Origin of the sequence: Vulcanisaeta sp. JCM 14467, assembly GCF_001316245.1 — an archaeon.
Classification (GTDB): Archaea; Thermoproteota; Thermoprotei; order Thermoproteales; family Thermocladiaceae; genus Vulcanisaeta.
Genome location: NZ_BBDM01000006.1, coordinates 26,268 through 45,836, shown reverse-complemented (window position 1 = coordinate 45,836; position 19,569 = coordinate 26,268). Strand labels below are relative to the sequence as shown.

Here is a 19,569-nt window from a genome sequence, read left to right as displayed (position 1 = left end):
ATCTGGAATGGGTGGTGTCGCCAATGCCGCCCTGCTATTTTCAATAATTGCCTACGCCCTAATCAAGCTATATCCAAGGCATCCGAAGATTATGGTGTCCGTGGTCAGGTACTTCCTAGTGGTAATTGTAGTGTTTGTGGCTGTCATTATTGGGCTAAGCTTTACATCAATCGGTGGTAAGTTCCTTGGCGCACTAGCGCCTCTGGCTAGGAGTGCCATTGTGCAGAGCGTTGCCGAGCACTCCCCATCAACGCTACAGCAGAGTATGTATAATGTCTCAATAACGATACCATTCGTGATATACACAATACTCCTCTCAGTAATGTCGCTATCACTCCCAGCAATACTCATTAGCCTTGGGTCATTGGCAGCCACCTACTTCGCATCCTCTGAGATCTGGCTATTCATGTTGCTTGGACTATTTTGGGTTCCTGCCGCGGCATATGGCTTCGTTAAGCTCACGGAACTCGCATTAAATAGGCGAGCTCTCATTGGCATATCCATAGCGGCTTTACTTGGTGTTATACTTGCCATTTCCCTGGTAGTTAATATACAGCCAGCCCTATCTATGTCCATAGTGCCCCAGCAGATTGTTAGTACAGTGACGCCACCAATACCAACGCCTGACTGGCTCGACGCGCTTCAGTGGCTATCTTACAACACGCCACCAAATGCGACAGTACTCTCGTGGTGGGACTATGGGTATTGGATTGCGGTTATTGGGAATAGGACGAGCCTTGCCGATAACTCAACGGTGAATAGCACGCAGATAGCATTGATAGGCAACTTCTTCATGTCCAACCCATACGACTACACGGGCATCCTGGAGAAGCTGAATGAACTTCACGACCCGCAGTACATACTAGTATTCGAGCCATACTCCATACTCCCAGTGAATTTGACAAATTACGGCTTGGGATCGGTTTGCATACTCATACCTGAGTACCCGGCCGGTGGGGACTTCGCAAAGAGTTACTGGATGGCCAGGATAGCCGGGTACTCAAATAATTACATATCTAATACGTTCATATCCCTCGCCCAGGTTGGTTCATCAACGATCTACGTGCCCTTCGCCAACAATACATTCTATGCAGCCTACAACGTAACACTTTATAGCCTAATGTTTAACTTAGAGGTTGTTGACTCGTCATATGCAGTGTGGTCAACATGCACCATAAATGGCATGCCGGCCTATTGGATATTTGAGGGCGCACCAACAATAATGCCCGGCACAAATGGTACTGCGTTTAAGCTAACATACATAGGCTTTCCTGGCTATACCGGGCCTGTGACGCCTTGGTATTACCTACTACAGCCACCGCCCTGGGCTCAGTTGGTCTATGTGTCCAGGCCCTATGGTTGGGTAATAATCTATAAGATTAATTATAGTACCTTAGAGGCACTGGCGCGTAATCAAACATTAGCTCATTAATTCATTGATTGCGAGGATCCTGAAATAATGGCATTCACCACGTCTGGGTTAAGCTTAATCCTGCCACTCATTATCTTCATCATAAGCCTATACCTACCGTACTTATCATCTGGTGAGTACTTAGGCGGATGTGGAACCTCGAGCTCACCACCGCAGTATGGGCACTCATCCTTTCTCAGAGTATACCTACCACAGCTTTTGCATTTCCTAAGTATTGAGTCCATAACTACCACCTAGGTCATTCGCTTATCCTCGTAAAACTGGCCTCACCACCCCTCTTCTTAATCTCGGTAGTGACCAGGTTAACCACGTCCTTGAGTACCTGCTCGAGCTTCTTCGGATCCTTACCCGTGATGTCAATCCTATACCTGGGAGGGCCTATTGTGTATATCTTAACGCTCTCAGCACCCTCCTTCTTAGCCAACTCCATGGCCTTGAGCAGCACATCCCTGACGTGCTTCACGCCATCAGGCTTAATGCTAATCACCCTAATAATCCCGGAGATCTCCACAGGCTCCACCTCAATCCTCTCCCTGGCTATTTCAGTAATGGCGTTAATAACATCATCACTAAGACCCAGCTTTCTCAAGTCATCAGGCCCATACTTAGCCACGTTCTCGAAAATCGATAGGAAATCGCCATAGTAATCCTCGAGCTTCCAACCAAAGTCCTGTAAAGCCCTGTCGAGTGAGATATTCAATTTCTTAGCAACCAACTCGAGAAGCTTCACACCCCTTAACGTCCTCTTCCACTTCGTCAACTTCTCCCTCCTCTCCTCATCCTTAACCTTCCTAAGTGAGACGTCAACGAGCCTCCTACGTGCATCAACCCTAATAACCCTAAACACCGCCTTCTGCCCAGGCCTTAGGTAATCCTTAATGTCGTGGAACCAGGACTGAATCACCTCATTAATTGGCGCATAGGCTCAATACCCCCATACTCATCGAGCAGTACGTACGCCCCATGCTCCAATATTTTATACACAGTACCAATGACCAACTCACCAATGTCTGGTAGTTCCTTCCTGGCAATCCTCACTGATAGCACGTTCTTCTTAATCTCGTCTACCCTCTCCTCCCTCTTGCTCATTGGCTATGAGAGGATGACTTGCAATTTATATTTTTTTCATTGATTTGGTTTTACTCATAAACAGCGACTATGGTTGCACCAACAACCCTACCTTACCGCCCGTTGGCTCTATGAGCACATTACCACAGACCAAGCACCTAACAACCATGCCGGCCTGTCGAATACCACCTGTTCATTACCGCAATTATTACACCTAACCCTTAAGAACCTTGACCTTGGCCTTGGGACTAGGACTGAACGCCAATTAGTGGGCATTCATCATCACCTCGCCTCAGCTAACTCAAGCTTCTTCAGCCTACCCACAGTCCTCATTAGGACATAACCACACTGCCTACACTGGAGTTTAACGACGATCTTCTTCGTCGTCTTAGCAAACCTCTTCTGCTTCGGCTTCCTACTCGAACCATAGCCCTTAAGCTTCCTCAAGTACCTTCTCTGACCCTCGGCTAAGTTCCTCCTCTTCCCATGGCTATAAATAGTCACTGTGTGATCCGTGTACGCATTACACCTTGGGCAATAAACCCTCACAACCTTGGGAAACTTCACGAAGTATCCACAGGATAAAACCCCTTTTATACTTTTACCTCCATCAAACTCAACGAATAATGTCAATAACACCCCTACGCAGAAGCTCCTCAGCATCGCTCCTCGGCATTACGGCAATATCGAATTGGGAGAATGGCCCCATGGTTACTAGGCGGACGCTATAGAGTACTGGGAATCCCTTCTTAAAGGATACGATTGATAATCCCTGGGTCTCGCCCTTAGGTGCCTCGGTAATCCTAAGTTCCAGGAATGGCATTAGGAATCTCCTCTCCTCCGGTAGTAATGCGTCCTGCGGTATTTCCCTGCCTGTTTGGTAGTACCTCATTATCTTTTCCATCCTCTTCCTGGCGAGTATTGCTATTGTCTCCCTAACCATGCCCATTGTCGACTCGATTAATTCCTTATCAAGCACATTGCCGCTTGTCGATAGTCTCCTGTTCAATTCCTGTATTAATTGGGCATAGGACTCAAAGGGAGGCTTCTGAATCTCCTCAGTGCTCACCTCAAGCTTCGTAAAATCCATCAACCTCCTAAGCACATCACTAATCAACAGGCTCACCCCAACCACTCATTACTAGGTAAATACCGACATAGGTCGGCACCTTAATAACACTTCCCTCCTCACCAACGACATCCTCACCCAAGACCCTCCTCACCGGCAACTTCCTGGTTATCCTCAACGTTAGCGAACCCCTCCTGAACTGTACCGCCCTATCAATAATGAACTCCGCACCCCTCTCCAAATCACTTGGACTAACCCTAACGACCCTGAGGCCGGTCTTGCCATGCAATGAATTAGGCATTCTAATCAGCCTATGCACATCCATAGTGACCACCTCATCAACATGTATAGACAAGCGTTCACTAATTACAGGGTTTAATGAATTTAGTTTTCGAATTACATACTTACCTAACCTTCTTCTACCACTAAGGCTATTGAGGAGGTCAGGATCTAACTCATGAATTAATGACGCTAACCTACCACCAATACCCCTCAACCTAGCATCTATAAGGACGGCATTACCCCTAATTAGACGTTCCATGTCAAAGCCACGTAGGAGCAGGTAATCAATTATCTCTCTCCTCTCCTCATCAGTTAACCCACGCACATCAGACAACTCAATATGTACGTGGTAGCCCCTATGCCCACTGAAGAATATTTTAATTGATGAGTCGGAAAAGCCAAAATCCTCTATTAAGGAGTCAATGAGCTTATTCACCTCCTCAGTAGCGTCACTCAGGCACTCAAGAGTCATTAACTCAACACCCTGGCAATTCTGTGTTGGTAGGTGATCACCGTCAATATCGAAAATCAGGTCAGCGCCTAGCCAGCCCTTGGCATCCATGTCTGGGTTGACTGGGTCGTTATAAAGGGCTGACGAGTAGTACACGTGTGATGGGACATTACTTACAAGGTAATGTCTCAATTCATCACTATTCCTAAAGGCCATGTGCCTAATCATACCTTCCCTATCGAAGAATTGAAACCCAAACTCCCTCCTCTCCAAGTCATTGACCTCAGATAGATCGACACCTCGATAATAATTCCTGAACAATACCCTCACTAAATCAATGAAGCCCGGCATATGAAGCTCTCTCACTTATGTTATTAGTTTCCATTAAAAATCATTATTTTTATAGTGTTAAAACATATTATTTATTTATATTTTTACGGCATGGAATTACTCAATCATAGGCGCTATGTAATACGTTAGCTTACCGCCCATCGGTATCTCGAAGGTGAGCGCAATGGGCTTTTGCGTCGCAAACTCGATAGTGACTATATCACTAATTCTATAGGCCTTCGACACCGTATCGACCAGGTAATCGAGGCTGTACTTAGCCGTTGCCGGCTCCTTAAGGTCATACTCAAACATGACCTCGCCCTCCTTCTCAAACTTAACCTCAACATCACCCTTATCACTACTGGCTGACACGTAAAGGCCATCATCCTTAGCATCAAACTTAACGGCGTCGGCTATAACGTCGGCATCCTTAAGCGCCTCATTCAGTGCATCGCTTGATACCTTGGCGAGCACGGTGTACACAACCTTTGGTGTCGGTAATTCCTCGGCGCCAATGTCGATCAACGGTAGCATCATTGTCCTCGAGGCCTTACCCACAAGTTTTACCCTGAGCTTGCCCTCACTGACTTCCATGCTTATCTTATCGCCCTTCTTAATTCTCCTCAGCAATTTCTTGAAGTCATCAAAGTTGATGCCAATCCTAACCTCCTCACTTAGGCTCTCGGGAAACTCCTCAAAGGCTTCCCTAGGTATCAATAGGTCAATCATCGCAGTCCTCGATGGGTCCAGGGCCCTAAGCTTAAGTCCATCACTAGCCAAGGTGAAGCTAGTCTCCTCGATCAAGGCCGATACAGCATCGATTATCTGCGAAAACTCCTTCGCATCTGGGTATGTTATCTTCACCTCAGACATCAAATTAACAAACCGCCACTCAAATATAAACTCTACATCCTCAGCAGAGGCAGTATTACCTGAGTTATGTTTTACTCATACTCACGCCAAACGTAGCCACACCTAACACACTTGTAAAACCTAGTCGGTGGCTCATCCGCAGCCCTAGTCTGCTGAACCCAGAAGTAGGCCTCCTCATAGCCACACTTTGGACATACCTTCTTGACCTTAGGCAGCGCCTCATCGCCAGACTTAGTCAGTACTATTGGCTTATCATCCTTCTTAGCCACAGTAGTCCTCTCAATAAGCTTCGCACTACCTGCGTTAGCCTCCTCCTCATAACCACACTTCGGGCACCTCCAGACGGTCCTTCCATCCTTCTTTGTTAGAACCATTACACTCTTACACCTTGGGCAGAATCTTATGGCCATTGAAACAAACCCACAAAGCAACCTATTTATTAATCCTTCTAATCATCAGGAAGTAAACTCCTACGCTTAGCCTCATTGATTAAGTAACGATATACCGAGCCCCAGATCTTATCATCACTCCTAACCTTATTCTCAAAATTCTCATAACCAGCCCACGCCCTAAAGGCCTCCTCAGTCGCCTCATCCCAATTACCGTGTAGGTCACCTTTGTAAAAGCCAAGCCCCTTAAGTATCCTCTGAACCATTAATGCAACGTCAGCCTTTAAAACCACATCATTAGGATCTTCCCTATTCAACAACGTTAACTCCCAAATGCCAAATAACCTATGTAACTCGGCAACAGGGTCTGGGTGATCGTCAACCCTGAGATCAACGTAAGTATCGGATAAGCCGAGGTAACCACCACCTGGCCTAAGCACTATAATCGCCGCCGATTGCCTACCCCTCCTATCACCACCAGCCGCATCACCGGCGGTTAATGCCTCGAGCAATTTATCGACTAACTCACCCCGTTTCGCCTCGAAGGCCTTCGCCATTTTCTCGAGGACCTCAGGGCCAACGAGTATGTTGCCCTGAACTGCATAGTTACTGCCCACTATGTGGCCCGCATACTCGGGGCACTTTGATCCGGTATACGCAGCAGCGCCACCTCGTATGGACACGACACCAATCTGTCTCTCATCCTTGCCTGGATCCTCATTAATTGCCTTGGTTAATGCGTCGCTGGCGTTAAGGCCTGACTCAAGTAACTTAAGGATTAATTGGCCCAGCCTTGGATTTGCATAGCACTGCGTCGCTACGGCGCCTATGCCTGCTCGTGCGTGAGGTACTATGGCGCCCACGGCTATGAATTTCGATGCCACGGCAACGCCACATCAACACCGTCAGTCGCCACTATGGAGAATGTCATGACTACTATGGTAGATTTCCTTGCATATATCTTTTACCTAAACAATAGCTAGCCGCCACCGTAAATTGAGCGGCCACGCCAAGTAAATGCTTATTAACCCTAATTACCCCGCATTTTTGATCGGCTTGGTAAGCGTTAAGGACGTACCTGCGGACCTATTAATTAAGGAATTGGCTAAGTACCTGAAGGAGAACATGCCACAGGTAAAGCCGCCAGAGTGGGCATTATTCGTTAAGACAGGGCCGAATAAGGACAGGCCACCAATGCAGGATGATTGGTGGTACATAAGGGCAGCCGCAGTTTTAAGGAAGATCTACCTAAACGGCCCTGTGGGACTCGGCAGTCTCAGGATGGCGTTTAGTTATAGGGCTAAGGTAGGCTTTGCCGTTAGGAGTGAGAGGACTAGGAAGGCTGGTGGTGCAATAATTAGGAACATACTTCACCAACTCGAGGCTGCGGGTCTTGTGGCGAAGACTAAGGAGGGTAGGGTGTTAACGCCCCAGGGTAGGTCATTACTTGATAAAATTGCCCTAAACATACTAAAGGAGTTAGTCAAGCAGAGGCCCGAGTTGGCTAAGTACCTAACTCCAAAGACGACCACTGAGTAACGCCTCGTTGCGCATTCGCTAGGTTTAGGGTTGATAGATAAAGGTTAATAAGTGAGTTCACTACTCCCTGATATGTCATGTCTATTGATGAGAATTACGATGAGGAAACAGGGGGTGAGCAGGAAATGAGTGAGGACGAGCTTGAGGCCATTAGGCAGAGGAAGCTTCAGGAGCTTCAGAAGCAGATTGAGGAAGAGAGGAAGAGACAGGAATTGGCTGCCCAGAGGAGGGCTGTGCTCAGGGTGATACTTACGCCTGAGGCTAGGGAGAGACTTGATAATCTTAGGGTCGTTAAGCCAGAGCTTGTTGAGGCCCTTGAGCAGCAGTTAATCACATTAGCCCAGTCGGGCAGGATTAGGGTTCCAATCACGGATGAGGACTTGAAGAAGATACTGGAAACAATTTATAAACAGACCCATAGGGAGTTCAGGATAAGGTATAGGTGAGGGGTATGGCCAGGAATAAACCATTGGGTAAGAAGTTAAGGCTTGCGGCAGCGAATAAGTCAAATAGGGCACCGCCGATTTGGGTTACGGCAAGGACCGATAGGAGGGTCTTAACGAATCCAGCGAGAAGGCTTTGGCGAAGAACTAAGCTGAAGGTGTAATATTAAAAATCCCATAAGTGCTCCTCATGCTTCGCGAAGTCCTTAGAAATAGGTTTGTGATTGTCGCCTACATAATTGGTGTAATTACCGTTGTTCTTGCCACGTACATAATATTAAATCCCTTTAGTGTTAAGTATTACTATAAAGGATTGCCGATTAATGGTTCATTTACCGTAAATCCCTCAGAAATTATATTTCTTATTTTAGAGACGAACGATAGCAACCTGGGCGTTAATGTAACGGTGATTAAGTGGATACCCGAGACAAACATAACATTAACGCTTTATTACACGGCCAGTTTAGGTCCTTATCAATTAAAGGAGTTGAACTTCACAACAATAACTAGGCTTAACCTAACATCAATCGGTAATGGGGAGATCACAATAATTGGTATTTATAGACCTGAGGTGATTAATGTATTAGCAATTGTACTCACAATATTATTTATAATGGTAATTGCATTATTAATAATTGGATTTATAGAATCAATAATTAATATACATGGAAAAGCTTAAAAGCTTAGTTCAGGGCATTTTGCTATGCCTCAACAGGGAAGAATAAGTAGTAATAAGGTGCTGGCACTGGCAATAACCGCACTGGCAATAGTACTAGTAATGGCTGGTCTTGCCATCAATGCCCAACAGACAATGCCATCAACGGTAAACCTATATGAGGTAACGCCCACAGAGGCCGTTCAATACTTCACATCCAGCAGAATCGACATTTACCTAAATCCATTCGCCTTACCACCTAATGTTTTATCCCAGTTAAGCACCACGCCAGGCATACAGATGGTTAGCCCAGCAATAACGTCGGCCTACGACCTACTCTTCAACCCATACCCAAGCAACACAACATTCAACCCATTCGCCTACTGGCAGTTCAGGTTCCTAATGAATTACCTAGTTGATAGGCATGCAATAATTACGCAGGTATTCTCCGGCTACGCAACGCCCATGTATGACTGGCCGGGACCATTCGCAATAGATAGCCAACTCCTCATTCAGCCAGAGATTGTTCAAGCCAATATACACTATGACCCAACATACGTTAACCAATCAATCTTCGCCCTATTCCAGGCAATAAACACAACGCCGAACTTCGACGGCATGTATAACCCATGGGTCGGCAGAATACTATACATTAACCACCAGTGGTACTACATACCACCCAATAGTACAGCTCCAAAGCCCGTCACAATAATATTCTTCATCAGGAAGGACGACCCATTCAGAAACAACATTGGCCAGATGTTTGCATCAGAGCTCGAGAGTCTAGGCTTCACGGTTAGTCCAATATATGGCGACTTATCAGAGGCATTAACAATTATCTATGGCTCGAACCCAGCACAGATGGAGTGGCAGATATACACCGAGGCCTGGACCATATATCCAGAGCCTTGGGACACTTACGCAGGTGCATCCTTCTGTGCATCATGGTATGGCAACATGCCTGGCTGGGGCGTCACTGGCTACTGGCAGTACACTAACTCAACAATTGATACAATAACCAACTGGGCCGCTGAAGGCAACTTCACATCACTGCAGCAGTTCGAGAGCTACTCAAAGACTGCACTCTATGACTGCTTCCAGCAGGCGGTTAGGGTATGGCTAGTGGCGGCCACATTCCCATACCCGGTACAGAACCTCACTAACTGGATGCCCAGCATATTCGGCCTAGAGTGGCCACTCGGTATTAAGTTCGCATACTCAACGACTCACCCCAACACGCTTAATGTTGGTATGTTCCACGTGAGTGAGTTCCCATGGAATAACTTCCAATGGTTTATTGAAATAGATACTTATTCAGATGATGTCATTCAGGAGTTCACCAGCGATCCATTCGCATTCTACAACCCATTCACTGGCGAACCAATGCCGATTAGGGGCGCTTGGAACGCAATAATCAGTCCAAACGGCTCAGCAATATTCCCAGTACCATCTGATGCCGTTATTTGGAATGCAACAACTGAGAAGTGGCAGGACATCGGACCCGGACATTACGCTAAGTCAATCGTTTACCTATACTTCAACGGCACGTGGCTCGGCCAGTACTGGCAGGATGGACAGCCAATAAGCATGGCAGACGTAATCTTCTTCTACTACACGTGGTTCGATCTAGCCGCAACAACCACGACCGGCGCGCCAGACCTAGGTCCTAATGAAGCAACTGCAAGCGATATTGGTGGTGCAATAGTTCCAACTGTGCAGACGATTGTTGGTATGCAGTTCTTCCCGAATGGTACGGTAGTCATTTACGGCAACTACTGGTTCCCAGACCCTAACTTCGTGGCTGCCTACTACGCCCCAGGCTTCCCAACGTTTGCTAATCCATGGGTTGATTACGCTTTAGAGTTCTATGCGTATCAGCAGGGTAAGTACGCATTCACGAGTGGCGAACACCAGTCATTAAGTATACCGCAAGCCGACTTTAGGTCATCGCAGTTCAACCAGTACCTGGCGAGCGTGTTGCAGAATTGGATTAAGACTGGGTACATATGGGATAATGGATCCTGGGCCATTGTCGATGATTACAACTTCCTAGGGACTAATGCCACGGCTACTGCGATACAGGACTATGAGGATGCCCTGAACTTCTATAACACGTACGGTAACTTCTGGATTAGTAATGGACCATACATACTGAAGAGCATAACGACGGTAACGCCGCAGTCCGCAATCCTCGTTAGGTGGAATGGTTATCCATATAACTACACGTACTGGTTCAACCAGGTCTTCGTAAAGCTTGGCGTCACTTCAGTACCGACAAACTTAATACCGAGCATAACCTCGATATCGCCAGCTACGATAACGGCAAACGCAACTGCAACGCTCACCGTTAGTATAAGCGCTGTTGGTAACCCAGAGGCATATGTGTACCTGATAAACCCAGCCACTGCAGATAATCTATGAGACCTTTGCCTCATCAACAACGCCTGGTGTGCTTACGGTGGCAATACCGCGTAACGTAACCGCGACACTAACGCCAGGCACCTATGAGTTATTGCTATATGCGTTTACGAATATTGTTAAGATACCCGTACAGTACGTAACATCACTAACGGTATCACCACCGCCTCCACCAACTAACGTAACATCTATAACGTCTAAGGTGACGAAGGCGCCGGCCGTAAGCATAACACTATTGATAGCAATAATAGTGATTATAGTTGTTATAATAATTGCAATTGGTGTATGGCTAGCTATTAGAAGAAGGAAATAATTAATTACGTAAAATAATTTTCCTCAAAATCAATTTTCTTATATTTATTCTAGATTGACCTACATAACGTTAGTAAGGCTTAAATAATGCGAGGATTTTCTTCAAGTTCGATGGGTCTTGCAAGGACACTTGCTGTTAGGGCTGCCACATTAGTCGTTTTACTATTCATAGTGCTCTTTGTAATATCCTTCGCATTGGCGGGCCCTGCCTCGAAGATACTTAAGGATGAGATAATGATGGAGACTAAGTCAATAATAAGGCAGTTAATGCTTCACGGGCACTATAACTCCACACAAATACAGCAGCTGCAGACGCAAATAGTGACGGAGTTGGAGAACGCCTATGGGCTTAATAAACCACCCGCCATTAGGACGCTTTACATAATGTATAACATGATCGTCTTTAACTGGGGCTACGCATACTTCCCAAGTGAGTATGGTAATGTCGGTGGTGGTAAGGTCGTTGACATAATATTATCGGCATTACCAGGCACGATACTACTCGACACCTTCGGAATACTACTGAGCGCCTTCATCGGCATAGAGATTGGGCTTAGGTCAGCCCTTAAGTATGGCTCTAAGTCGGATAGGGCAGTCATGTATTATGCAGCACTATCCAACGGCATACCACAGTGGTGGTTGGGCATAGTAATGCTACTGGTGTTCTCATTTTACCTAGCCCAAATCCACTCACCAATCTACTTCCCAACAGGTGGTATAATAAGCCCAAGGTACTATGAATTATGGTTAACAGACCCGATCAAGGTATTCGCAATACCGCAGGCAGCCCTTGACTTATTATGGCACCTCATACTGCCTTTGGTGACTGTGCTCATAATCAATATTGGGGGTTGGGCCTATTTCGCGAGGACGGTGGTGCTTAATATCTCCCAGGAGGATTTCGTGACCTTTGCAAAGATTAAGGGATTGCCCGAGGGTCACGTGGTGAATAGATACATATTAAGGCCTGCTGCTCCATCAATATTAACGAGTGTTTTCATAACAATACCCTTCATAATATTTGGAGGCTTCTTAGTTACTGAAATGGTGTTCCACTGGTGGGGGTTGGGCTATGTATATAATATAGCCATTGTTCAATCCCCAACGCCTGACCTACCTGTTGTGGTTGCTTTGACGTACGCATCGACACTGCTTTATATTGTGATTATATTTATAATGGAGATCGTGTACATAATGCTCGATCCAAGACTAAGGGAGTGAGGTGGTGGGCATGGCTAGGAAACAGCGTGAGTTCAGAATACTTGGAATGACCCCAAGTGAAATAGTTAGGGAATTCTTCTCGTCAGGTACTGGTAAGGTCGCGGCTGCATTATTCATAGTTTTAATAGTGGTGTCGGTGTACGCGCTCGTCACCTTACCACCCAATTTTGCGAGGGTATGGAATAACCCCAAGTACTGGCAGTTGAACCCGCAATATGCACCGCCTGCCTGGATTGACTCAATAATGGGCCCTGTCTATTCGCCGCAGATTTACGTGAATGACTACACATTTACTGTCCAGCATCAGGACGGTGTTACCTACATTACGGTGACGTTTAACGTTAATTATGAGTATGATAAGCCATGGAATGAAATATTCATAGTAATTAATAATCCAGCCATCTACAGCATGTCCCAACCCCCAGTAGTTTCAATAACCATATACAGGCCCGATGGGAGTAAAATAACGCTGGGTCCATTACCCATAAACACCAGGGTAACAACACTGGGCGTAAGTCCTGAGGTCGTGAGCCAAGTCAACCTATTCTATAGTGAGGAGTACCACATTAGTGATGTCGTGCCCACCGGGTCTTCAGCAACACCATACCTATTCTACACGGTTGATGATGGTAAGTTAGTGCCATTAAAGGGACCGTATAGGTTCACCATGGTATTTTACGTATTTTCACAAAACTCATCAGTAATTAATAGGAAGGACCTAGAGATAGTACTTCAGGGACAGATATATGGTTTGATGGGTACTGATAATGAGGGGCATGACCTATGGCTTGGCTTGTTAGCCGGATTCCCGATAGACCTCGCCGTTGGTCTCCTCTCCGCATTGATAATCGTGGTTATAGCCGTAATAATAGGCATTGTTGCTGGGTTCTATAGTGGGTTAATTGATGAAGCCTTAATGAGGCTTACGGACTTCGTAATATTACTACCCGCCTTCCCACTACTGATAGTGTTCTCAGTCCTATTTGGATGGAGTATTTGGGATGCGGTTATATTCCTGGCAATCGTATCCTGGGGCGCCTCGGCTAGGATTATTAGGGCTATGATAATGCAGATAAGGAATGCCCAATACATAGAGTCCGCAGTAATAGCGGGCGCCAGTAGGATGTGGATCCTGAGGAACCACATACTGCCCCAGATAATCCCATTCATCCTATATTTACTCGTCACTAACGTACCCGGCGCAATATTGACCCTATCATCTATCAACTTCCTCGGCCTAGCAGGCTCTGATACCCAACATGGGGTACACTACTCTACTACGCCGATGAGTTTGGCGCATTAACGTCAGGCTACTGGTGGTGGGTCATACCGCCAGGGCTCCTCATAGCCTTTGTGGCGGTAGTATTTATATTAACGGCAATGGCTTCGGAACCCGTGGTCAACCCAAGGCTTAGGTATGGGTGATGGGCATGGCGCTGCTTGAGGTTAGAAATGCGAGACTTTACTACGCGACGACGAAGGGCATTGTTAAGGCCGTTGATAATGTGTCCTTTGAGCTAAATGAGGGAGAGACACTAGCAGTTGTTGGTGAGTCAGGCAGTGGTAAGTCAACATTGGCTAAATTGCTCGTTAGGGTTTGGGAGAGGAATGTAACGCTTGTTGATGGTGAAGTTTACCTAGATGGTAAGGAGATTCTCCATATACCTGAGGAAGAGTTTAGGAAGGAGATAAGGTGGAAAAAGATTGCCATGGTGCCTCAAGCATCTATGAATGCCTTAAACCCAGTAATAAAAATTGGCGACCAAATGATTGAACCGCTACTCCTGCAGGGGACTAATAAGGATGAGGCTTTGAAGATGGCAATGGATGCCTTGGAATCCGTCGGATTGCCCAGGGATCTAGTGAATAGGTATCCTCACCAACTAAGCGGCGGTATGAAGCAGAGGGTCATAATAGCCATGTCCATAATGGCCCATCCTAAAGTCGTCATACTCGACGAACCAACCTCGGCCCTTGACGTAATAACACAAGCGAACATAATGAACCTACTCAAGAAGCTTAAGTGGGAGTATAAGCTATCGTACATATTCGTAACCCATGACTTGGCATTGGCAAGCGAGCTAGCTGATTCTATCGCAATAATGTATGCTGGGAAGATGGTGGAGATAGGCGGTGCTGAGGATATTTATGGAAATCCAAGTCACCCATACACTCAGGCTTAATATCTAGCGTGCCAACACTAAGGACCGATAAGACCCTATCGTTCATACCCGGTGAGGTACCAAGCCTGATAAACCCACCGCCGGGTTGTAGGTTCCACCCAAGATGCCCATTCTACAGAGATAGGGATTACCTAAGGGGTCTCTGCGATGCTAAGGAGCCACCAATGGTGGAGCTCGAGGGTAAGTCTAGCAAGAAGCACCTGGTGGCTTGTTGGCTATATAAGTAATTTATGAACAAATAAATTATAAACTCAAATATAGGTTAGGCTTTTAAATAATTCCTGAAAGGCATAATGCTATATGCCTGAGGTCTTCGAGGATGCACCATGGGTTAGAAAGGATAGTTTAGTCGTTGCCCATAGATTAAGGACTTACTACACGATAAAGCCTGGTCTATTTGCAAAGCCTAGGTATGTTAAGGCCGTTGATGATATTAGCCTAAGCATTGATAGAGGGATCACATTAGCCGTAGTTGGTGAGTCGGGTAGTGGCAAGACCACGCTGGGTAGAACGCTAATTAGGCTTCTTGAACCCATATCTGGCGAGATTTACTTTGATGGTAATGAAATAACGCATATGAAGGAGGATGATTTAAAGAGGATTGGGTTCAGGAGGAGGGTTAGCATGGTGTTCCAAGACCCATACTCAAGCCTTAATCCATTCCACAGCATACACTTCATACTTGAGGAGCCATTAATGGTTCAGGGAGTACCTCATGAGGAGAGGGAGGAGAGGATATACAGGCCCTTGAGGAGGTTAAGTTAACGCCACCTGAGGACTTCATTAATAAGTACCCACACATGCTCAGTGGCGGGCAGAGGCAGAGGGTTGCCATTGCGAGGGCCATAATAACGAACCCAGACTTTATAGTCGCTGATGAGCCTGTTTCAATGCTCGACGCTTCAATAAGGGTTGAGATATTGACAATACTCAAGGAAATCCAGCAGAGACATAAGATGGCGTTTATGTACATAACCCACGACATATCTACGGCGAAGTACTTCAGTGATTACATACTGATAATGTATGCCGGTCAATTTGCAGAGTATGGGCCATTTAGGGATGTGGTTAAGAACCCACTCCACCCATATGCCCAATCACTCATTGAGGCAATACCAGACCCAGACCCAAGTAATAGGTTGAGGGAGAGGAAAGTAGCCCCTGGTGAACCGCCAAACCTTGCCAACCCACCGCCGGGTTGTAGGTTCCACCCAAGATGCCCGTTCGCAATGGATATTTGTAAGAAGCAGGAGCCACCCGTGGTCGAGGCAAGACCTGGTGTATTTGTAAAATGCTGGTTATATGTTAAAAAAATGATTAATTTGAAAGAGATACAGACGCAAAGTATTTTAACACTAACGTAAATAATGCCGTAATGTCCATATCGAGTGAACTGCTAAAGGCAATAATGAGAAATTACCCAACGGGTGTTACGATTGTCACCACGGTCTATAATAATGAGTATTATGGGCTCACGGTTAATTCATTCACATCCCTGTCCCTTGATCCACCATTAGTACTTATAGCGATTGATAAGAGGTTGGCTAGTCATGAGGCGATTGATAAGTCGAAAGTTTATGCGGTTAACATACTACCTGATGATATGAAGGACCTTGCCATTAAATTCGCGACAGCACCCAGGAAGGAGAGGTTTAAGGGACTGAAAATTAGGATCGCGAAGACAGGCTCGCCAATAATCGAGGGCGCAATAGCATACCTTGACTGTAGAGTCACGGCTAAGTACCCAGGTGGTGATCACACGATATTCATTGGAGAGATTGTTGATGCACAGATAATGAATAATAAATTACCATTAATATACTACAACAGAAATTACTACAGCATTAGGCAGGCAACACCGCTATAGTGGCGGTGATAAAATAATTTAAGTGCGCTGTTCTCTAGTCATTGTGTGATGACGGGTATCAAAACTGAGCCGTGAGGAACTCACGACGAGCTGATCAGGCCTGTTCATAAAACTCATTGAATAGGTAGGGCACCGAGGACGCTATTGCCAAGGCTTTCCTCATGGTCCCAGTCACCTTAACTGTGATTACCGCCACCCCCTATCCCTACCTACCATCACGACCGAAGACCTCAAGTACTTAAGTAGGTTATTGGTACCTGAATAATCAACCTACCCTTACTCTCATGCTTCGTAATCACCTTCAGTTCTGTATTAATTGCATCCTTACCAGCAAATAGCCTAAACCAAGCATTCAGCTCAGGAATTACATCGTCAAGGAATTCTCTTGGGTAAACATCAATTACTACGTACCTCATATGCAGACACCCCTCCTATATAATGCGTCGACAACTACCTCATACGGATTATCACTAATCATTGGCTTAGCATTGACACCCGTTAATACCCTAATTAATTCCACGACATCCCTGGGATTCTTAACATCAGACACCTTACCAATACCCTGCGACAATACGATCTTAAAGCCATCGATTGTGGAATACTCATTAATAATATCCCTCAAAAACGCAAGCCCCGACTCGCCATTACCCACGATAGGATTAACAACGATTTCCAAAGCCTTACCCTCCCTAGCCATAACCCTGGCCTGGTCCTTTGACGGTAGGATATTCCTATTGACCTCGTTAATCGTTATTACATCAACCCTATCATCACTTATAAGCTTATTAAGTACGAACCTACTCCACGGAACCACAGACACAAGGTCAAAATGCCTATACATCCTTAACTTCCAGGCGCTCCTCTGTGTAACTACGAGCTTCCTAAAAATAGGCATCTCCTCAATATCATTATTACCACCCACCACCAGCGCCGCTAAGCCATAACCAAGCACCCTGAGCAATTGAACCACCCTCCTATCCACGGAACCAAGGTGCAACTCAACAAACATTATAGGTGCTCACTTACAAATCTCATTAATAAACCGCATTGCATCAACGCCCGCGACCTTAATTCTAACCCTAATCACGTCATCACCATCACTAAGCACAATACGGCCCCTAACAAACTCCTGCTTATCAAGCCTAAGAAACACGTTACCGGAATTATCCACCCTATTCCCAATGGTCTTCATCAGGTAATCCCTATTCACCATTGATGAACATATGGACTTAACAATACTCATGGCTAGATCCCTATCCCTAATGGATGACTCAACTCTGTATATTGGGTTGCCGTAATGGCCATAAAGTACCTCAATAACTATTGGCGCCTTATCCGTTAATAGCTTAACCAGGTAATTAATTATCTTCTCTAAATCCTCAGTCGCATGCAGGTTAACCTCAAGGTCTAACTGTGTAATTGACATAAGGAGGGGATTTTTATGAAGATTGAGACTGCGCCTGCTGAGACTGCTCAGCCTCTTCCTCAACCTCTCAATCAATTTCCTCTGTCTCTCCCTCAACCTTCTCCTCCTGCGTCCCTCCCTATCCTCCTTACCAACAAGCCACGAGAAGTCTGGGTCACTCCTTATGGCTGGGTGGCTTGGGTCGACTAATATGACCTCATACCACACGTACGTCCCATCCTCACCAACCCAGTACGAGCCTAGGACCTCCATGTTCGGGTACTTCCTGGCAGCCCTCTCCTCAGCAATCAGCTGCAGGCTCTTACTGGTGGTTATCCCATAAACACCCATCCTCTTCGGTCTCCTGCCACTGTTCGGTCTCCTCCTATTAAATGGACCTCTCCTGAGCCTAACCCTGACGACTATTATACCCTGCTTAGCCTTATAACCATACTGCCTAGCCTTATTAATCCTCGTGGGCTTCTCAACCCTAACAATTGAAGGTTCCCTACGCCACTCTATTAACCTCTGCTTCATAACCACGTCCCAAATCCAACTACCCCTAGCCCCAGCCCACGCCTCAGCTAAATAGTGGTAAAGCCCCTTCGCCATCAAGACCAGGTTGTGTGTGGGTATTAAAAACATTATGCTAACCAAGCACGTTCTCACACGGCCTCCTTAAGTCAAAAGCTAAATCCCTCAATACATTACTCTCCATCCCACTCTTCCTAAGAGATGCCTCCCTCAACGCTATTGAGAGTAATACGGCAGCGTCCATGTCCTGATAAGCATTAACGACCCTAGACAACTCGTTAAGTAGATCTCTCAACTTAACTATTAGGTAATCACCAAAAAGCACGTACTCATTACCCATGCCGTAAAACTCACCGATCAACCGCCTACCCCTATCCGTAACCGCGACAACCGACTTTCCGCCCACGGTCCTCAGCTCAATCAACCCCTCATTGATCAGCTCATTTAAGTCCCTGAGGACTGATTTACTAATTATTGGTGGGTCCTCAAACACGTACCTAACAATGTGTGAGGCCAGGTAGGTTATGAGGAGTAGCCTGTATAGGCTCATTGAGGAACCCCTTGAGTACCAAACCATGAACAACAGTGCGTACTTACTGGGCAGCGCCCTAAACCTGCCGCGCCCAATGGTAACCTCAGGCAGCATTGGTGCCCATTAACCAGGTTGTGTATATAACGCTTATACCGTAGGCCAGCGCGATCGTCGTCCTCATTGGGTGGCCCGTCAATGGGCCAAGCCTGCCCGGGTCTATGAAGTCGTAACTCCTAAGCACGTAGTCAAGACCTCCATCAAATCCTCATAATCCCTCTCACCATAATGCCCACGTATATCCGCAAACTCCTCATCATACCCATCACTACCTCGCGGATTCATGAACATGACCACGAAACCCTCACTAACCCTGAGTTTCATTATCTACATATATTACTGAGCTCATCGGCTTTCTTACAAGCTCTTCACCACTGATGTTAAGCCATAATCCTTCCTCGTGAAGCATGATACGCCATACTTATTGTCGAAATTCCAGGGTACATTATTCGTGTGCTAAGTTTAAACTACTTAGTCATCAATTGTTTTCAATTAATAACAAAGGCTTG

Annotated in this window: 22 protein-coding genes and 6 pseudogenes; 12 read left to right on the top strand and 16 right to left on the bottom strand. The window is 46.1% G+C overall.

Annotation, left to right across the window (positions count from 1 at the left end; translation table 11 throughout):
• The first annotated feature begins 7 nt into the window (after positions 1 to 7).
• Positions 8 to 1,432 (top strand): hypothetical protein, encoded by a 1,425-nt coding sequence (locus tag JCM14467_RS16805; RefSeq protein WP_252901001.1) that lies wholly within the window; start codon positions 8 to 10, stop codon positions 1,430 to 1,432.
• Here JCM14467_RS16805 and JCM14467_RS06940 read toward each other — a convergent pair.
• The 10 genes and pseudogenes from JCM14467_RS06940 to JCM14467_RS06900 form a co-directional block, all read right to left on the bottom strand.
• Positions 1,429 to 1,656 (bottom strand): RNA-protein complex protein Nop10, encoded by a 228-nt coding sequence (locus JCM14467_RS06940; RefSeq protein ID WP_054849602.1) that lies wholly within the window; start codon positions 1,654 to 1,656, stop codon positions 1,429 to 1,431. The two genes, JCM14467_RS16805 and JCM14467_RS06940, sit on opposite strands and share 4 nt — an antisense overlap.
• A gap of 14 nt (positions 1,657 to 1,670) precedes the next feature.
• On the bottom strand, positions 1,671 to 2,336 hold the full coding sequence (locus JCM14467_RS06935) for a translation initiation factor IF-2 subunit alpha (protein WP_252901000.1): 666 nt from the start codon (positions 2,334 to 2,336) through the stop codon (positions 1,671 to 1,673).
• On the bottom strand, positions 2,333 to 2,521 hold the full coding sequence (locus JCM14467_RS16800; protein ID WP_252900999.1) for a hypothetical protein: 189 nt from the start codon (positions 2,519 to 2,521) through the stop codon (positions 2,333 to 2,335). The genes JCM14467_RS06935 and JCM14467_RS16800 overlap by 4 nt, the downstream gene beginning before the upstream one ends.
• Before the next feature lie 67 nt (positions 2,522 to 2,588).
• A pseudogene (locus JCM14467_RS06930) lies at positions 2,589 to 2,776 on the bottom strand (30S ribosomal protein S27e).
• Between the two features lie 6 nt (positions 2,777 to 2,782).
• Positions 2,783 to 3,067 (bottom strand): 50S ribosomal protein L44e, encoded by a 285-nt coding sequence (locus JCM14467_RS06925; RefSeq protein ID WP_054849601.1) that lies wholly within the window; start codon positions 3,065 to 3,067, stop codon positions 2,783 to 2,785.
• 49 nt (positions 3,068 to 3,116) lie between these two features.
• Positions 3,117 to 3,626, bottom strand: a complete 510-nt coding sequence (locus JCM14467_RS06920) for a hypothetical protein (RefSeq protein WP_054849654.1) — start codon at positions 3,624 to 3,626, stop codon at positions 3,117 to 3,119.
• Positions 3,610 to 4,668, bottom strand: coding sequence for a DNA primase catalytic subunit PriS (gene priS / locus JCM14467_RS06915; protein ID WP_252900998.1), 1,059 nt, complete (start codon positions 4,666 to 4,668; stop codon positions 3,610 to 3,612). Before priS ends, JCM14467_RS06920 begins: the two co-directional genes overlap by 17 nt.
• 81 nt (positions 4,669 to 4,749) lie before the next feature.
• Complete coding sequence (gene pcn / locus JCM14467_RS06910; protein ID WP_054849599.1) at positions 4,750 to 5,505, bottom strand: proliferating cell nuclear antigen (pcna); 756 nt, start codon at positions 5,503 to 5,505, stop codon at positions 4,750 to 4,752.
• Positions 5,506 to 5,576: 71 nt separating this feature from the next.
• On the bottom strand, positions 5,577 to 5,915 hold the full coding sequence (locus JCM14467_RS06905; protein WP_252900997.1) for a transcription factor S: 339 nt from the start codon (positions 5,913 to 5,915) through the stop codon (positions 5,577 to 5,579).
• A 38-nt stretch (positions 5,916 to 5,953) separates the two neighbouring features.
• Positions 5,954 to 6,825 (bottom strand): annotated as a pseudogene (locus JCM14467_RS06900) (DUF1028 domain-containing protein).
• 125 nt (positions 6,826 to 6,950) lie between these two features.
• Between JCM14467_RS06900 and JCM14467_RS06895 the strand changes: the two are divergent.
• The 11 genes and pseudogenes from JCM14467_RS06895 (at position 6,951) to JCM14467_RS06850 (ending at position 16,532) form a co-directional block, all read left to right on the top strand.
• The gene (locus JCM14467_RS06895) at positions 6,951 to 7,433 is read left to right on the top strand and encodes a 30S ribosomal protein S19e (protein WP_054849652.1); all 483 of its coding nucleotides are present in this window, start codon (positions 6,951 to 6,953) and stop codon (positions 7,431 to 7,433) included.
• 77 nt (positions 7,434 to 7,510) lie between these two features.
• Positions 7,511 to 7,879: a DNA-binding protein gene (locus JCM14467_RS06890; protein ID WP_054849598.1), complete on the top strand. Its 369-nt coding sequence runs from the start codon at positions 7,511 to 7,513 to the stop codon at positions 7,877 to 7,879.
• 5 nt (positions 7,880 to 7,884) lie between these two features.
• Positions 7,885 to 8,040, top strand: a complete 156-nt coding sequence (locus JCM14467_RS06885) for a 50S ribosomal protein L39e (RefSeq protein ID WP_054849651.1) — start codon at positions 7,885 to 7,887, stop codon at positions 8,038 to 8,040.
• Positions 8,041 to 8,066: 26 nt separating this feature from the next.
• Positions 8,067 to 8,555 carry a hypothetical protein gene (locus JCM14467_RS06880; RefSeq protein WP_054849650.1) on the top strand — a complete coding sequence of 163 codons (489 nt, stop codon included), beginning with the start codon at positions 8,067 to 8,069 and terminating at the stop codon, positions 8,553 to 8,555.
• A 24-nt stretch (positions 8,556 to 8,579) separates the two neighbouring features.
• On the top strand, positions 8,580 to 10,952 hold the full coding sequence (locus JCM14467_RS06875; protein WP_252900995.1) for an ABC transporter substrate-binding protein: 2,373 nt from the start codon (positions 8,580 to 8,582) through the stop codon (positions 10,950 to 10,952).
• 37 nt (positions 10,953 to 10,989) lie between these two features.
• Positions 10,990 to 11,262 (top strand): hypothetical protein, encoded by a 273-nt coding sequence (locus JCM14467_RS16795; protein WP_252900994.1) that lies wholly within the window; start codon positions 10,990 to 10,992, stop codon positions 11,260 to 11,262.
• A 110-nt stretch (positions 11,263 to 11,372) separates the two neighbouring features.
• On the top strand, positions 11,373 to 12,482 hold the full coding sequence (locus JCM14467_RS06870; RefSeq protein WP_054849597.1) for an ABC transporter permease: 1,110 nt from the start codon (positions 11,373 to 11,375) through the stop codon (positions 12,480 to 12,482).
• 10 nt (positions 12,483 to 12,492) lie between these two features.
• Positions 12,493 to 13,785 carry an ABC transporter permease gene (locus tag JCM14467_RS06865; protein ID WP_252901045.1) on the top strand — a complete coding sequence of 431 codons (1,293 nt, stop codon included), beginning with the start codon at positions 12,493 to 12,495 and terminating at the stop codon, positions 13,783 to 13,785.
• Between the two features lie 127 nt (positions 13,786 to 13,912).
• Positions 13,913 to 14,892 (top strand): annotated as a pseudogene (locus JCM14467_RS06860) (ABC transporter ATP-binding protein).
• A 73-nt stretch (positions 14,893 to 14,965) separates the two neighbouring features.
• A pseudogene (locus JCM14467_RS06855) lies at positions 14,966 to 16,029 on the top strand (ABC transporter ATP-binding protein).
• An 11-nt stretch (positions 16,030 to 16,040) separates the two neighbouring features.
• Positions 16,041 to 16,532, top strand: coding sequence for a flavin reductase family protein (locus JCM14467_RS06850; protein WP_054849596.1), 492 nt, complete (start codon positions 16,041 to 16,043; stop codon positions 16,530 to 16,532).
• Positions 16,533 to 16,762: 230 nt separating this feature from the next.
• Here JCM14467_RS06850 and JCM14467_RS06845 read toward each other — a convergent pair whose 3' ends face one another.
• The 6 genes and pseudogenes from JCM14467_RS06845 to JCM14467_RS16785 all read right to left on the bottom strand — a co-directional run.
• Complete coding sequence (locus JCM14467_RS06845; protein ID WP_054849595.1) at positions 16,763 to 16,948, bottom strand: hypothetical protein; 186 nt, start codon at positions 16,946 to 16,948, stop codon at positions 16,763 to 16,765.
• Positions 16,945 to 17,541 (bottom strand): RNase P subunit p30 family protein, encoded by a 597-nt coding sequence (locus tag JCM14467_RS06840; RefSeq protein WP_054849594.1) that lies wholly within the window; start codon positions 17,539 to 17,541, stop codon positions 16,945 to 16,947. The genes JCM14467_RS06845 and JCM14467_RS06840 overlap by 4 nt, the downstream gene beginning before the upstream one ends.
• A 9-nt stretch (positions 17,542 to 17,550) precedes the next feature.
• Complete coding sequence (locus JCM14467_RS06835; protein WP_054849649.1) at positions 17,551 to 17,958, bottom strand: RNA-binding domain-containing protein; 408 nt, start codon at positions 17,956 to 17,958, stop codon at positions 17,551 to 17,553.
• A gap of 33 nt (positions 17,959 to 17,991) precedes the next feature.
• Positions 17,992 to 18,549, bottom strand: a pseudogene (locus JCM14467_RS06830) (50S ribosomal protein L15e); the annotation flags it as partial.
• 37 nt (positions 18,550 to 18,586) lie between these two features.
• Complete coding sequence (locus JCM14467_RS06825) at positions 18,587 to 19,117, bottom strand: hypothetical protein (protein ID WP_054849593.1); 531 nt, start codon at positions 19,115 to 19,117, stop codon at positions 18,587 to 18,589.
• A gap of 4 nt (positions 19,118 to 19,121) precedes the next feature.
• Positions 19,122 to 19,369: pseudogene (locus JCM14467_RS16785) on the bottom strand (prolyl oligopeptidase family serine peptidase); the annotation flags it as partial.
• Between the last annotated feature and the right edge of the window lie 200 nt (positions 19,370 to 19,569).